Origin of the sequence: Actinoplanes siamensis (assembly GCF_016862395.1) — a bacterium.
Taxonomy (GTDB): domain Bacteria; phylum Actinomycetota; class Actinomycetes; order Mycobacteriales; family Micromonosporaceae; genus Actinoplanes; species Actinoplanes siamensis.
Map to the genome: position 1 here is coordinate 30,226 of NZ_BOMW01000028.1, position 14,604 is coordinate 44,829.

Genomic DNA, 14,604 nt, shown 5'->3' on the forward strand with positions numbered 1-14,604 from the left:
TCGCGCCGCCCGGACCTCCGGATCAGGCGGCCACCGACGCCAGCATGGGGCGCACCAGCCCGGCGAAGTCGTCCGGCCGTTCGATCTGCGGCATGTGCCCGGTGTCCGGGAACATGTGTGACTTCGCATGCGGGAACGCCGCCAGCGCCGCCGCCAGGTGATGACTGGGAAGGATCAGATCTCGCTCGCCCCAGACGATCATCGTGGGCTTCTCCAGGCCGGCCAGCGAGGACAACAGCCGCGAACGCCAGGCCGGCGCCACCCCACGGAAGCCGCCGAGCGCCTTGGCGACCTCCAGGTAGACCGGCGCGAAGTCCGGTTGCCGCGCGATCCGGATCGCCATCTCCACCCGCTCCGGCGTCACCAGCGCGCGGTCGCGGAACAGCGTGCGCTCCACCCGCGGCGCGGTCCGCTCGTCGATGCGGCGCAGCATCTGCCGGCCCAGCCCGGGCACGGCCAGGATCCGCAGCGCCCAGGTCACCTCCTTGCCGAACCCGGCGCTGTTCACCAGGGTCAGCGTGGTCACCCGCTCCGGCGACGAGGCCAGCATGGTCATCGAGACGGCCCCGCCCAGCGAGTTGCCCATCAGGTGCACCGGCCGGGTCTCGCCGAGCGCGTCGAGCGTCGCCCACACCCCGTCGGCGAGGACCGGCAGCGTCGTCGGCGCGGGCAGCCGCTGGGACAGGCCGAAGCCGGGCATGTCGATGCTGATCACCCGGTACGAGTCGTCGAACCGGGCGTGCTGCGGCGACCAGTCCTCCAGGCTGCGCCCGATCCCGTGCAGCAGCACCACCGGGGGCGCGGCCGGGTCGCCCGACTCGTGGAAACGGATGCGCGAGCCACGTACGTCGACATGGTTCATCGCCCGGCACCCACCCTGGACCTCCCGGCGGCCTTGACCGAGACGGACGTCAGCTTGCGGATGATGTCGGCGGAGCCGACCGGCAGCAGGCGCTGCAACAGGTCGGGGCCCTTCGCGTTGGCCGCGATGAGCAGCCGGGCCTTGCGCTTCTCGACCGCTTTCAGGATCAGCTCGGCGGCCTTGTCGGCGGGGAAGCTCAGCAGCGCGGCGAACAGCTTGCGGGTCGGCTCGATCTCCGATCGTGGGACGTCCGCGCCGATCAGCGCGCTCTCCGCGATCCGTGTGCGGATGCCGCCCGGGTGCACCGTCGTGACGCCGGTCCGGCTCTCGATCAACTCGCCGCGCAGCGACTCGCTCAGCCCGCGCAGGGCGAACTTGCTGGCGCAGTACGCGCTCTGCCCGGGCGGGGCGATCAGCCCGAACAGGCTGGAGACGTTCACCAGGTGGCCACCCGGGGCCGCGGTCAGCGCGGGCAGCAGCGCGTGCGTCAGGAGCATCGGAGCGCGGAAGTTGACGTTCATGACGTGCTCGAACTGGTCCACGCTGACCTGGTCGAAGCGGCCGCCGAGCGCGACGCCGGCGTTGTTCACCAGGAGCCCGATCGAGGCCGGCGCCTGGGCCGCGACGTCCGCGACGGCGGCCCGGTCGGACAGGTCGGCGACGACGGTCCGCACCGAGAGCTTGGGGTGCGCGTGGCGGATGCGCGTGGCGACCGGATCGAGCCGGGCGCCGTCGACGTCGACCAGGACAAGGTCGCTGCCGCGGTGCGCCAGACCGTAGGCGAGCTGCTCGCCGATGCCGCTGGCCGCGCCGGTGAGCACGGCGGTGCGACCGGCGAACCGGTAGGGATCAAGACGGGTCATGGAACCACCTCGGTATGGGGGACGGTAGCGGTACGCCGGGCGAAGGTCATTTCCCGGGTGACATCGGCACGCGGGGTCGAAAGTACGTCACGCAGATAGTTCTGCCTGGTCAGCCACGGATCGCGATCGCCCTGTCGGGGGAACTTGTCGAGCGCGCGCCGGACGTACCCGGAGGAGAGGTCGAGCAGGGGGCGGCCGGCGGCGGCCGGCTGGGCCGGGGTCGCGACGTCGAAGCCGTGCCGCCGCATGTGGTCGAGCAGCTTGAGCACGTAGCGGTGGGCCAGGTCGGCGCGCAGGGTCCAGGACGCGTTGACGTAGCCGATGCAGTACGCGAAGTTCGGCACGCCGGAGAGCATCATCCCGCGGTAGGCGGCGTGCCTGCCGATGTCGATCGGCTTGCCGTCCAGGCTGACCTGGACCCCGCCGACCGGCAGCAGCGACAGCCCGGTCGCCGACACCACGACGTCGGCCTCCAGGACCCGGCCGGACCTCAGCCGGATGCCCTCGGGGACGAACGTGTCGATGTGGTCGGTGACGACGGACGCGCGGCCGGACCGGATGCTGCGGAACAGGTCGCCGTTCGGGATCACGCAGAGGCGCTGGTCCCAGGGGTCGTAGCGGGGCTTGAAATGCTCCTCGACGTACCCCCGGTCGCCCAGGAAGCGGCCGGCGAGACCCTGCAGGACCCGGCGCACCTGCTTCGGCCGGTGCCGGGCGAGCTGGTAGAAACCCTGGCTGAGCAGGATATTCTTGGCGCGGGCGACGCGGTTGGCGGCGGCCGGGGGCAGGACGCGACGGGCGAGGTCGGCGATCGTGTCCCGGTTGGGCAGCGGGATGACGTACGTCGGTGAGCGCTGCAGCATCGTCACCTGTGCCGCGTCGTCGGCCATCGCCGGCACCAGGGTCACCGCTGTGGCGCCGCTGCCGATCACCACCACCCGCTTGTCGCGGTAGTCGAGGTCGCCGGGCCAGAACTGCGGGTGCACGAGCCGCCCGGAGAACCCGGCGAGGCCGGGGAAGTCCGGCTGGTGGCCCTCGGCATAGCTGTAGTAGCCGGCACAGGCGTACACGAAACCGGCGGTATAGACATCTCCGTCGGCGGTCCGGACCGTCCAGCGGGCCTCGGCCGACGACCAGTCCGCGCTGATCACCTTCTTGCCGAAGCGGATGTGCCCGGTGATCCCGGCCTCCTGCGCGGTCTCCTCGATGTACCGGCGGATCTTCTCGCCGGACGCCAGCGACTCCGGTTCCCGCCACGGCCGCCATGGATAGCTGAGCGTGAACATGTCCGAATCGGATCGCACTCCGGGGTAGCGGAACAGGTCCCAGGTGCCGCCGATCGCGTCGCGGGCCTCCAGGATCGCGTAGGTGTCCCGGGGGCGCTGCTTCTGCAGACGCCACGCCGCGCCGATCCCGGACAGCCCCGCCCCGATGATCAGGACGTCGACGTCACCGCTCATGGCCCACCACCGGGAACCAGGGCGGAGTGCCGGCGCCGGTGATCCGGACGCCGCCCCACGGATCGGGCTCGCTGAGCCGGACCGGGGTCCGCGGCGCGCCCGGGATCTCGAGGACAGCTGTGCGCAGCCCGGCGCCGACCCGCTCACGCAACTCCTCGACCGGATTCGTGCGGCCCATCCACCGGAACCGCCCCTCGATCGGCTCGAAGTGGGCGGACATCCGCACCTCGACCGCCACCGCTCCGTCCTCCAGCCGCAGCGTGGCCGGCCCCCGGTACTCCTCCTCGTCGGTCACCGCATCGACCATCCTTCCTGTGAGGCCGCCAGTCCGCCGGGGGTGTCGGCCGCGCGGCTGATGCCGGCGACGCCTCCCCAGAGGAACGTCGTCAGGTACTCGCCGAGCGCCTCCCGGCTGATCGGCTGCTGCTGCCGGAGCCACCAGTCACCGACCGACTGGACATAGCCGACCACGCCGTAGGCCCACGGCAGCGAGGCGCCGGAGTCCAGCCCGCGGGCGCGCAACCGGTCGCCGAAGATCCGGGCCAGACCGCTGGCCACGGTGTCCACCACGTCGGCGACCACGTCACGGCGCCGGGCGATGTCCGGCTGGTGCACCACGAATCGGTACAGGTTGAGATCGGCCTCGATGTGCGCGAGGTAGACGTCGATCGCCGCGCGGATCGCGGCCCGCTCCTCGCGCACCTCCGCGACCGCCGGGACCATCGCCTCCAGCACCATGGCGCCGGCCTGCTGGCCCACCGCCAGCCACAGCTCGGACTTGTCGGCGAAATACCGGTAGAGCACGGGCTTGCTGACCCCGGCGTGCGCGGCGATCGCCTCCATGCCGATCTCCGGCCCGTGCTGCCGGATCGCCTCGATCGCGGCCGCGGTGAGCTCGGCCCGGCGCCGCTCACGATGGCTGTCCCAGCGGCCGCGGCGGCCGTCGGTGTTGACGGGTGGAGTGACCGAGTTCATAGTACTAGAAGTAACGGTTACCGCCGGTAACGTCAAGCACCTGGTCTTTTGGAGGGCCGATGACCGTGTCCGATCGGGACCGCACCGCCACCCGGCTCCTGCGGTCCTCCGCCGAGCACTCGTACGATCCGGAGATCGAGATCGACTGGGACGCTCCGTTCGTGGCCGGCAAGTTCTTCGTCCCCGAGCACCGCTCCAGCCTGTACGGCACCGCGCTCTGGGACCGGCTCACCGCCGACCAGCGGATCGAACTGACCAAGCACGAGGTCGCGAGCATCGCCGGCCTGGGCGTCTGGTTCGAGACGATCCTGATGCAGCTGCTCATCCGCGGATACTCCAAGCAGGACCCGACGGCCCCGCACGCGCAGTACGCGCTCACCGAGATCGGTGACGAGTGCCGTCACTCGGTGATGTTCGGCCGCCTGATCGGCCGGCTGGACACCCCGGTGTACCGGCCGGACGGCGTCAACGAGTTCCTCGGCAGGTGGATCGCGCACACCGCCACCGGGCCGCGGATGTTCGCGGCGATCCTGATCGCCGAGGAGATTCTGGACACGCTGCAGCGCGAGGCGATGGCCGACCAGAACGTGCAGCCGCTGGTCCGCATGGTCTCCCGGATCCACGTGGTGGAGGAGGCGCGGCACGTCCGCTACGCCCGCGAGGAGTTGGCCCGGCAGATCCGGTCGGCGAGCCGGTCCCGGCTGACCTTCGACCGGCTGGTGATCGCGCGGGCGGCCTATCTGACCGGGACCCGCCTGGTCGATCCGCGGGTGTACCGGGTGGTCGGGATCAGTCCGGAACAGGGGCGCCGGGCGGCGCGGGCCAACCCGTACCACCAGGAGACGATGCGCTGGGCCGGTGAGCGGGTGGTGGCGTACCTGGCCGATCTGGATCTGATCGGCGGCGGCCCGGCGAAGGCCCTCTGGAAGGCGTCCGGCCTCCTGCCCCGCTGACCTGCCCGGCACTCGGCGGTGCGTCAGCACAGGCGGCAAGCCGGCCGCGGAGGTCGTGTTCTTCGACAGTCATCAGCGATAGCCGCCTGGTTCCCTAGCAGTCCGGGGGGGGTTCGCGCGGGCGGATTCCGCTCAGGTGCGCATCGTGGGTGATCGACCGCATCCCGCCCGGAAGTCGCGCGTTCATCTTCCCAGAAGGTGCTGTTGACCAGCAGAAACCACCTTCTGGCCGACGCCGGCCGGCGTGGCCTCCGCCGCGGGGAAGGCATCCGATGGTCGTTACTACGCGCAACTCCGCGCCCGGCGACCCGTCCGATGAGCAGCCGTGCGAACCACCGGCGGGCGAGCGGCCCGCCGACGCGACCGCAGGGTCACCGGAGAAGAGCGCCGAGCCCGAGCCCGCGGCGACGGAGAACACGATCCGGACCGCCGAAGGGGAGCCGGCCGCCTTTCCGAAGGACCGGATCGAGCGCGTCCGCCGCGGCAAGGACCTGATCGAGGCGCTGGTCGCCGTCGTCCTCCTCGCCTCCGCCGCCTATTCCGCGCTGGGCAAGGTCCGCACCACCGCCGGCTGGTCCGGCATCACCGCGGTCACCGGCGGGACGCTGATCCTGAGCGGCGGACTCCTCTGGCTGCTCACCCGCCGGGCGGGGCCCGGGCGGCGGCGGCTGAGCCTGAGCCTGATCGCTCTCGGCCTGGTCGCGGTGGGCGTCTCGTACCGGGCGGCGCGGCCCCACGGCCGGCCGTCCGCGCTCCCCCTGCCGTCCGCGGCCGCCCCACCGGCGTCGACCGAGGCCACCACGCCGCCGCCCACCGCCGCGGCCACCACCGCGGTGCGGTCCCGGCACGCCCCGGACCGGGATCGTGACCGGACCGGCCGAGTCACGGCCGGCCCGCCACCGCCACCGCCACGGACCCCGCGCCCCGCCGATCCCGTCACCGGCGCGGCCGCCGGCACCCCGGTCCCGGACCCGCCGGACCCGGCGCCCACCACGACCGCGCCCACCAGCAGCCCGACCCCCGAGGTGGAGGCGGCGATCCGGATCACCGGCCCGGCCGAGAACGGTTACCTGGACGCTCTGGGCGTCGACGGGGTGGCCGGGCTCCCGCCCGGTCACCGCATCTGGCTGCTCTGGCAGCACGGCGCCGACGACCGCTACGAGGTGGCCGGCCCGTGCGCCCCGGCCACGAGCTTCCACTGCGACCAGGTCGCTCTGCCCGCCGACGGCGTCCCGGACTTCCGCCTCACCGTGATCGTGGTGGACCCGGCCACCGACGCGCGCCTGCACCCCGGCCTCTGCCTGACCGCGCTCCCGCCGCACGCCGCCGAGCACTCGATCGCGATCCTCCGCCCGGCCTACTGAGCGGCGGGATCGCGGCCCGAGTACTGCCCGGTGGGGCGGAAGCGGGCCGGTCGGTTGGCGTACTCCTCGAGGGCGTGCGCGAGCCAGCCCGCCGTGCGGGCCACGGCGAAGACCGCCTCGCCGGCGTCCGCCGGCATGTCGAAGCGCAGGGTGAGCGCGGCCAGCGCCAGGTCGATGTTGGGCAGGATGCCCGAGCGGGTCCGGACGACGCCCGCCAGCCGCCTCGCCGCCTCCCCCGCCGGATGGTCCCCGAGCAGCTCGAACAGCGTCCTCGCCCGGGGGTCCCCGGACGGGTAGAGCGGGTGCCCGAACCCGGGGATCCCCCCGCCGGCGCGCAGCCGCTCCGAGATCACCTCGATCGGATCCGCCCCGGCCACCGCGGCGGCGAGCAGCGGGTGCACGTGCTCGCTCGCCGCCCCGTGCAGCGGCCCGTCCAGGGCCGCCAGCCCGGCGCTGATCACCGCGTAGGGGTGTGCCCGGGTGGAGGCGGCGACCCGGGCCGCCAGCGTCGACGCGGCGATGTCGTGATCGGCCAGCAGGATCAGCGCCGCGTCCAGCGCCCGCAGGCCGTGCTCGGACATCGGCTGCTCGGTCAGCCGTGGCCAGAGCAGCGCGGCCAGCGACGCCGGCCCGGACGGGTCCGCGGCGCGGGACCGGCGCGGGAGGGCGGCCACCATCGTGGCGATCAGCGTGCGCCCGGTCGCCAGCACCGCGGCCGGCGTCGTGTCGAACCGCAGCGGGTCGGCCGCCGCGACCGCCGCCACCGTCACCCGCAGCCGGTCGGTGAGCCGCGCGGACCCCGGCAGCGGCGCGCCCACCCGCTCGGCCAGTTCCCGCAGCGCGGGGTGCACCGGGAACGGCGCCGGGTCCGGCTCGCCGGTCCAGATCAGGCCGGCCACCGCCTCGTAGGTCCTGGTCCGCGCCAGTTCGGTCGCGTCGTGACCGCGGTAGTACAGCCCGCCGTCGCGGATCAGGGTGATCCCGGTCCGGATGTTCGGCGTGACCCGTCTGCGCCCGGCGATCAGCGCGTCGACGTCCGCCTTCGCGAACAGGCTGCCCTTGCCCGCGGCGTTGCGGCGGCTCGGCAGGAGGCCGCGGCTGACGTACGCGTAGACGGTCGCGGGTTTCACCCCCAGCCGCTCGGCGACCTGCTCAGTGGTGAGGAGCTGCATGTGCGCATCCTCTCATGTTGACTGAATCAACATTGACCGGCAGATCGTCACGTCGAATCGTGAAGTCATGATGACCGTGAACCCAGGACTTGCCGGTGTCGTCGCGTTCGACACCGAGATCGCCGAACCGGACCGCGACGGCGGCTCACTGCGCTACCGCGGTGTCGACATCCGCTCCCTGGCCGGCCGGGTCTCCTTCGGCGACGTCTGGGCGCTGCTGGCCGACGGCGACTTCGGCCGGCCGCTGCCGCCCGCCGAGCCGCTCCCGCTGCCGGTGCGCTCCGGTGACGTCCGCGTGGACGCCCAGGCCGCGGTGTCGATGCTGGCCCCGCGCTGGGGGCTGGGCCAGCTGATCGACATCGACGACGCACAGGCACGGGACGACCTCGCCCGTACGTCGGTGCTGGTCCTCTCCTTCGTGGCGCAGGCCGCGCGGGGCCCGGAACCGGCGGCGGTGCCGCAGCGCCTGGTCGACGCCGGCCGCAACGCCACCGAGCAGTTCATGATCCGCTGGCGGGGCGAGCCGGATCCGCGGCACGTGGCGGCGCTCGACCGTTACTGGATCTGCGCGGCCGAGCACGGGATGAACGCGTCCACGTTCACCGCCCGGGTGGTGGCGAGCACCGGCGCGGACGTCCCGGCCAGCATGTCGGCCGCGATCGCGGCGCTGTCCGGGCCGCTGCACGGCGGCGCGCCGGCCCGGGTGCTCGGCATGATCGAGGAGGTGGAGCGCGGCGGCGACGCGCGGCGGTATGTGCGCAGCGTGCTCGACAGCGGCCGGCGCCTGATGGGTTTCGGTCATGCGGTGTACCGGGCCGAGGACCCGCGGGCCCGCATCCTGCGACAGGCGGCGTTCGAGCTGGGCGCGCCGCGCTTCGAGGTGGCCCGGGAGCTGGAGCTGGCCGCGCTCGCCGAGCTGCGCGAGCGCAAGCCGGACCGGGTGCTGGAGACCAACGTCGAGTTCTGGGCCGCCGTGGTGCTGGACTTCGCGGGTGTCCCGGCCGAGCTGTTCACCTCCCTGTTCACCTGCGCGCGGACGGCCGGCTGGAGCGCGCACATCCTGGAGCAGAAACGCCTCGGCAAGATCATCCGACCGTCGGCCGACTACGTGGGGCCGGGCGCACGCGAGGCGGCGGACCTGCCCGGCTGGCGGGACGCCGTCCGCCGCAACGGCGGGGCGTGAGCCGCGCCGGCTCACCGGCGCAGGCCACGGCCGGCTTCGGCTGCCGGTCCCGCACCGCGTCCGGGTGGTCCCGCGCGCAAGATCAGGACGCCAGGGCCAGCGTCGCGTAACGGCCGCCCGACGAGATCAGCGAGTCGTGGCTGCCGGCCTCCAGGACCCGGCCGTGATCGATCACCACGATCTGGTCCGCGTCGCGCACCGTGGACAGCCGGTGCGCGATGGTCACCGTCGTCCGGCCGCGCGACAGTTCGTCGAACGCCCGCTGCACGGCCCGCTCGGTCTCGTTGTCCAGAGCGCTGGTCGCCTCGTCGAGGACCAGGATCCGCGGGTCGCGCAGCAGCGTGCGGGCGATCGCGATCCGCTGCTTCTCGCCGCCGGAGAACCGGTGGCCACGGGAGCCGACCATGGTGTCGTACCCGTCGGGAAGCGCGGCGATCAGCGAGTGGATCTGCGCGGCGGAGGCGGCGGCGACGATCTCCTCGTCGGTCGCGGACGGCTTCGCGTAGCGCAGGTTCTCCCGGATCGTGGTGTGCAGCAGATACGTCTCCTGACTGACCACGCCGACGATGTCGGACAGGTCGGACAGCGCGAGGTCCCGGATGTCGACACCGTCGATGGTCACCCGCCCCTCGGCCGGGTCGTAGAGACGGGAGATCAGCGCGGCGGTGGTGCTCTTGCCCGATCCGGTCTCGCCCACCAGGGCCAGCGAGGTGCCGGCCGGGACGTCCAGGGTCACGCCGGCCAGCGCGGGGGTGCCGGCGCCGTCGTACGAGAAACTGACGTCCTCGAACCGCAGGTGGCCTCGGACCTCGGCCAGGCGCACCGGGTTCTCCGGCTCCTGGATCTCGACAGGCAGGTCGAGGTACTCGAAGATGCGCGCGAAGAGCGCGAGCGAGCTGGTCATCGTGACGCTCACGTCGAGCAGGCTCATCAGCGGCCGGAACAGGTTGCCCTGCAGCGCGGTGAACGCGACGAGCGTGCCGATGCTCATCCCGCCGGCCGCGAACGACAGCCCCGCGGCCAGGTAGATGGTCGCCGGGATCACCGCGAAGATGATGCTCATGGCGGCCATCCGCCAGCGGCCGGACAGCTCGGAGCGCAGCTCCAGGTCGATCAGCCGGCTGGACGAGCCGGTGAAGCGGGCCACCTGGGCGGTGCCGGCGCCCATCGTCTTGCTGAGCTGGATGCCGTTGATCGACAGGCCCTCTTCGATGATCACGTTGAGCTCGGCGAGCTCGCGCTGCCGCTCGGCGGTGATCTTCTGCCGCATCCTGGCGACCCGGCGGGTCAGGTAGATCGCCGGAGGCAGCACGAGCAGCGAGATCAGGGTGAGCTGCCAGGTCAGCGCGACCATCGCGACGATCGTGGCGACCACCGTGGTGAGGTTGGCCGCGATGCTGGTCGCGGTCGAGGTGACCACGGACTGCATGCCGCCGATGTCGTTGGTGATCCGCGACTGCACCTCGCCGGTGCGGGTGCGGGTGAAGAAGCCGACCGACTGCCGCTGCAGGTGGCTGAAGACGTCGACGCGCAGCCGGTGCATCACCCGCTGGCCGACGGTGGTGGAGATCCACGTCTGCAGCACGCCGAGCACCGAGGTGACCGCGGCGACCACCACCATGCCGAGCACCAGAGAGATCAGCAGCCGCAGGTCGCTCTGCGGCAGGGCGACGTCGATGATCTCGCGGAGCAGGAACGGCGACGCCATGCCCAGCACGGACGCCACCACGATGATCGCCACCACCAGCGCGAGCTGCTTGCGGTGACCGATGAACAGGGCGCCGATGCGGCGCAGCGAGACGGAGCGGGCCTGCGCCCTCTCCGCGGGGGTCACGGTCCGTGGCGCGCCCCGGCCTTGTCCTTGAGCCAAGTGCGAGAACCTTTCTCGGTACGACCGAACAAGCTGAGGTTACCTCAACATGAGGCTACAACGGTAATCGCTGGTAGCTTGTTCCCGTGGAGGAAGAGTCGCTGCACGAGGCGTTCTGGGCGGTCAGCCGCCGGATGCGGGAGCAGGCCAAGCGCGAGATGGAGCCGTGGGGCGTGGCGCCCTCGCAGTTCCGGGCGCTGAACACGCTGCTCGCGCACGGGCAGATGCGGCTCAGCACGCTCGCCGAGCACCTGCGGATCGCGCCACGGTCGGCCACCGAGGTGGTCGACGAGCTGGAGAGCCGCGGCCTGGCCGAGCGCCGCCCCGACCCGGCCGACCGACGCGCCACGCTGGTGGCGCTCACCGCGCAGGGGCGCTCGACCGGCACGGAGATCCGGGCGGCACGGGCCGCGGCCGGCGCCGCGCTGTTCGCGACGCTCGACAGGTCGGACCGGGCCGAACTCGCCCGGATCCTGCGCAAGCTGCTCTGACGCCTACAACCGACGGAACGCCACGGCGCCGCAGCCGGCCACCGCGCCCAGGCACAGGATCACGACGTGGACGGCGGCCGGCACGGTCAGCACCGACGTGGCGCTCAGCACGCCGAGCACCAGCAGCGCGACCAGGCACCAGGTCAGGCTGACCCGGGCGGCGTAGCCGAGCGCGTCCCGCACCAGGGCGGCCCGCTCGTCGACCCGGCCCCGCGGGCCCACCCGCATCGACTCGGCGAACTCGTCAGCGGCCTGGGCCAGCGACGACGCGTCCACCACCGACGCCATCGCGATCTCGAACAGGGCCAGCGTGCGGTGCGCCCCGGGATGACCGGGCTCCAGCGCCAGCGCCCGCCCCACCGCCTCGCGGGCGGTGAGCGGACGCCCCGCCGCGAACAGCGCCCGGCCATACGTCACGTGCAGGTCCGCGTCGTAGCCGGCCAGCTCGACGGCGATCCGCAACCCGTCCAGCGCGTCGCCGACCCGCCCGGCCGCGAGCTGCGCCTGCGCGAGCCGGTTGTGCAGCCGCGGGTTGCCCGGGTCCTCCCGGCACGCGGACGCCGCCGCGTCCACCGCCTCCCGGTGCCGGCCCAGCTCGGTGGCGGCCCGGCTGAGCCAGTACAGCGTCTCCGGCCCGTGCGGGTCGAAGTGCCACGCGGCCCGGGCCGCGCGCAGAGCGTCCTCCGGGTCGCCCAGGTCCAGCCGCGCGCGGGCCATCCGGTGCCAGGCGCCGACGTTCTCGGGTTGCCGGCCGACGATCGGCGCGAGCAGGCGGGCGGCGTTCTCCGCACGACCTCGGGCAAGCAGGTCGTCGGCCTGGGACAGCAGGGGCTCGGTTCGCACGGGTCCGCATATCGGCGGCGCTCCGGCAGATCTTGACGAACCGCACGTTGCGGCCCGGTTGCGTTATCCGCGGCGCAGTTCGTCCCGATAGTCGGTCAGCGCCTGCACCATGCCCTGCACGAACCGCTCCACCACCTGCAGCTCGGTCACGTCGAACCGGGCCATCACCGCGTCGGTGCGCGGCGCCAGCGGCGTGAAGAACGCCTGCGCCAGCGACATCCCGGACTCGGCGTACCGCAGGTGCACCACCCGGCGGTCGCTGCTCTCCCGGACCCGGCGCAGGTGCCCGAGGCGCTCCAGCCGGTCGATCATCGCGGTGGTGGCGCCGGAGGAGAGCCCCATCGTCTCGCCCAGCCGACCCGGGCTCAGCGGCGCGCCGGCCCGCTCGGCGTGCATCACCGCGAGCAGCGCGTGCAAGTCGGGCCCGTGCAGGTCATGCCGCCCGGCGAAGGCGTGCCCGATGTGGTTCGCCTCGCTGGAATACGCGTTGAGCAGATCGACGAGCCGGGAGCGCAGCCGCCGCCGTTCCGGGTCTTCGGTTTCCTCCACGGAGGTAAGTGTTGCAGATCCCGCGGCGGGTATGGAGAATCTCGACCATCGAGATTCTTCTTCCTGGAGGCTTCATGAGACGGGCGTGGGCGTCGCTGCTCCTGGCCCTGGTGCTCGGCGGTCTGGTGATCGGCCTTTCCGGGTCGGCCCGGGTCAGCAACGACCCGAGCGCGTCGCTGCCGTCGTCCGCCGAGTCCACCCGGGTGGCGCGGCTGCAGAAGCGGCTGCCCTCCGGCCGGACCAACCCGGCCCTGGTCGTCATCGCCAAGGGCGGGCAGGCGCTCACCGACGCCGACCTGGCCACGGTGACGCCGCTCGGCCGGCCGATCCGGAGCGAGGACCGGAAGGCCGCGATCATCTCGGTGCCGCTGCCGGCCGGCATCCCGTCCGACGAGATAATCGAACGGGTCGCCGGCCTGCGGGCCGCGGCGCGGGCGGACCTGCCGGCCGGGGTGACCGCGCAGGTCACCGGCGGCGCCGGTTTCACCGCCGACCTCGCCGACAGCTTCACCGGGGCGAACACCCGGCTGCTGATCGTCACCGTGGTGGTGGTCGCGCTGCTGCTGCTGATCACCTACCGCAGCCCGCTGCTCTGGCTGGTCCCGCTGGCCGTGGTGGGGCTCGCCGACCGGGTCACCACCGGGCTGGTGGCGCTGATCTCGCAGCACACCTCGCTGCCGGTCAGCGGCTCCACCACCGGCATCGTGACCGTGCTGGTGTTCGGCGCCGGCACCGACTACGCGCTGCTGCTGATCTCCCGCTACCGGGAGGAGCTGCACCACCACGAGGACCGGTTGACGGCGATGCGGCGGGCGCTGCGCGGGGCCGGCCCGGCCATCGCGGCCAGCGCCGGCACCGTCGTCCTGAGCCTGCTCACACTGCTGCTGGCCAGCCTGGAGAGCAACGTGTCGCTGGGCGTCACCGCGGCCGCCGGCATCGCGGTCGCCGCGCTCTCCGCGCTGCTGGTGCTCCCGGCCGCGCTGGTGGTCTGCGGCCGCGGACTGTTCTGGCCCTTCGTGCCGCGGACCGGGCAGGCCGGCGTGGAGGCCGAGAAGGGGTTGTGGGCCAGGGCCGGGCGCGCGGTGGCCGGCCGACCGGCCGCGGTGACCGCGGCCTCGCTGCTCGTCCTCGGCGTGCTCGCGGCCGGTGGTCTCGGCACCCGGCTCGGCCTGTCCCAGACCGAGCAGTTCCGGGTCGGGTCGGAGTCGGTGGCCGGCCTGGAGACGCTCGCGAAGTACTTCCCGGCCGGCGCGGCCAGCCCGACCGTGGTGCTGACCAGCCCCGCCCAGGCGCAGCCGGTGCTCACCCGGATCTCCGGAACGCCCGGAGTGGCGCAGGCCCGCCTCGCCGAGCAGAACGCCGAGCAGGCCGCCATCCAGGTGATCCTGGACGCCGCGCCGGACACCGCCGAGGCGTTCGACACGATCCGCGCGCTGCGCGCCGGGCTCGACGGGCGGGCCCTGGTCGGCGGCAGCGTGGCGACCAGCCTGGACACCCGCGACGCCACCCGCCACGACCTGCGGGTCATCGTCCCGGTGATCCTGCTGGTCGTCCTGCTGGTCCTGGTGGTCCTGCTGCGCGCCCTGGTCGCACCGGTGCTGCTGATCGTCACGGTGATCATCAGCTTCGCGGCCGCGCTCGGCGCCGGGTCGTTCCTGTTCGGCCACGCGCTGGACAACCAGGTGCCGCTCTTCTCGTTCCTGTTCCTGGTCGCGCTCGGCGTGGACTACAACATCTTCCTGGTCACCCGGGCCCGGGAGGAGGCCGGCCGGCGCGGCACCCGGGACGGCATGGTGCACGCGGTGGCCGTCACCGGCGCGGTCATCACCAGCGCGGGCATCCTGCTCGCGGCGGTCTTCGCGGTGCTCGGCGTCCTCCCGGTGATCACGCTGACCCAGATCGGCGTGATCGTGATGATCGGCGTGCTGCTGGACACGCTGCTGGTCCGTACCGTGCTGGTCCCGGCCCTGGCCAGCATCCTCGGCGACCGGTTCTGGTGGCCCGGCCGGCCCTGACCGG

At 73.1% G+C, this 14,604-nt stretch carries 14 protein-coding genes; 5 read left to right on the forward strand and 9 right to left on the reverse strand.

Translation table 11 applies throughout. The annotated features are described in order from the left end of the window. Positions 1-22: 22 nt before the first annotated feature. From Asi03nite_RS15485 to Asi03nite_RS15505, 5 genes are read right to left on the reverse strand one after another with little or no spacing between them, the layout of a single operon-like run. Positions 23-862, reverse strand: a complete 840-nt coding sequence (locus Asi03nite_RS15485) for an alpha/beta fold hydrolase (RefSeq protein ID WP_203680408.1) — start codon at positions 860-862, stop codon at positions 23-25. Further along, positions 859-1,725: an SDR family NAD(P)-dependent oxidoreductase gene (locus Asi03nite_RS15490; protein WP_203680409.1), complete on the reverse strand. Its 867-nt coding sequence runs from the start codon at positions 1,723-1,725 to the stop codon at positions 859-861. The genes Asi03nite_RS15485 and Asi03nite_RS15490 overlap by 4 nt, the downstream gene beginning before the upstream one ends. Next, positions 1,722-3,185, reverse strand: coding sequence for a flavin-containing monooxygenase (locus Asi03nite_RS15495; protein ID WP_203680411.1), 1,464 nt, complete (start codon positions 3,183-3,185; stop codon positions 1,722-1,724). Before Asi03nite_RS15495 ends, Asi03nite_RS15490 begins: the two co-directional genes overlap by 4 nt. Beyond that, positions 3,175-3,480, reverse strand: a complete 306-nt coding sequence (locus Asi03nite_RS15500) for a DUF4873 domain-containing protein (protein ID WP_239102707.1) — start codon at positions 3,478-3,480, stop codon at positions 3,175-3,177. The genes Asi03nite_RS15495 and Asi03nite_RS15500 overlap by 11 nt, the downstream gene beginning before the upstream one ends. Continuing rightward, positions 3,477-4,160 carry a TetR/AcrR family transcriptional regulator gene (locus Asi03nite_RS15505; RefSeq protein ID WP_203680414.1) on the reverse strand — a complete coding sequence of 228 codons (684 nt, stop codon included), beginning with the start codon at positions 4,158-4,160 and terminating at the stop codon, positions 3,477-3,479. The genes Asi03nite_RS15500 and Asi03nite_RS15505 overlap by 4 nt, the downstream gene beginning before the upstream one ends. A 59-nt stretch (positions 4,161-4,219) precedes the next feature. On the opposite strand from Asi03nite_RS15505, the gene Asi03nite_RS15510 reads away from it, so the two are divergent. Further along, positions 4,220-5,113, forward strand: coding sequence for an AurF N-oxygenase family protein (locus Asi03nite_RS15510; RefSeq protein WP_203680415.1), 894 nt, complete (start codon positions 4,220-4,222; stop codon positions 5,111-5,113). A 272-nt stretch (positions 5,114-5,385) separates the two neighbouring features. Continuing rightward, positions 5,386-6,477 carry a hypothetical protein gene (locus Asi03nite_RS15515; RefSeq protein ID WP_203680416.1) on the forward strand — a complete coding sequence of 364 codons (1,092 nt, stop codon included), beginning with the start codon at positions 5,386-5,388 and terminating at the stop codon, positions 6,475-6,477. Here Asi03nite_RS15515 and Asi03nite_RS15520 read toward each other — a convergent pair. Next, the gene (locus Asi03nite_RS15520; protein ID WP_203680417.1) at positions 6,471-7,649 is read right to left on the reverse strand and encodes a citrate synthase; all 1,179 of its coding nucleotides are present in this window, start codon (positions 7,647-7,649) and stop codon (positions 6,471-6,473) included. The genes Asi03nite_RS15515 and Asi03nite_RS15520 overlap by 7 nt on opposite strands. A 67-nt stretch (positions 7,650-7,716) precedes the next feature. Between Asi03nite_RS15520 and Asi03nite_RS15525 the strand changes: the two genes are divergently transcribed. After that, entirely contained in the window at positions 7,717-8,832 is a 1,116-nt protein-coding gene (locus Asi03nite_RS15525) for a citrate synthase 2 (protein ID WP_203680418.1), read from the forward strand. Positions 8,833-8,914: 82 nt separating this feature from the next. Here Asi03nite_RS15525 and Asi03nite_RS15530 read toward each other — a convergent pair whose 3' ends face one another. Continuing rightward, on the reverse strand, positions 8,915-10,666 hold the full coding sequence (locus Asi03nite_RS15530) for an ABC transporter ATP-binding protein (protein WP_203680588.1): 1,752 nt from the start codon (positions 10,664-10,666) through the stop codon (positions 8,915-8,917). A 122-nt stretch (positions 10,667-10,788) separates the two neighbouring features. Between Asi03nite_RS15530 and Asi03nite_RS15535 the strand changes: the two genes are divergently transcribed. Beyond that, positions 10,789-11,193 carry a MarR family winged helix-turn-helix transcriptional regulator gene (locus Asi03nite_RS15535; protein ID WP_239102708.1) on the forward strand — a complete coding sequence of 135 codons (405 nt, stop codon included), beginning with the start codon at positions 10,789-10,791 and terminating at the stop codon, positions 11,191-11,193. Positions 11,194-11,196: 3 nt separating this feature from the next. Here the strand turns inward: Asi03nite_RS15535 and Asi03nite_RS15540 are convergent, their stop codons facing one another. After that, on the reverse strand, positions 11,197-12,036 hold the full coding sequence (locus Asi03nite_RS15540) for a tetratricopeptide repeat protein (RefSeq protein ID WP_203680420.1): 840 nt from the start codon (positions 12,034-12,036) through the stop codon (positions 11,197-11,199). A gap of 63 nt (positions 12,037-12,099) precedes the next feature. After that, positions 12,100-12,585, reverse strand: coding sequence for a MarR family winged helix-turn-helix transcriptional regulator (locus Asi03nite_RS15545; RefSeq protein ID WP_203680422.1), 486 nt, complete (start codon positions 12,583-12,585; stop codon positions 12,100-12,102). 74 nt (positions 12,586-12,659) lie between these two features. On the opposite strand from Asi03nite_RS15545, the gene Asi03nite_RS15550 reads away from it, so the two are divergent. After that, a complete protein-coding gene (locus Asi03nite_RS15550; RefSeq protein ID WP_203680424.1) occupies positions 12,660-14,600 on the forward strand; it encodes an MMPL family transporter in 1,941 nt (646 codons plus the stop codon). Positions 14,601-14,604: the final 4 nt, after the last annotated feature.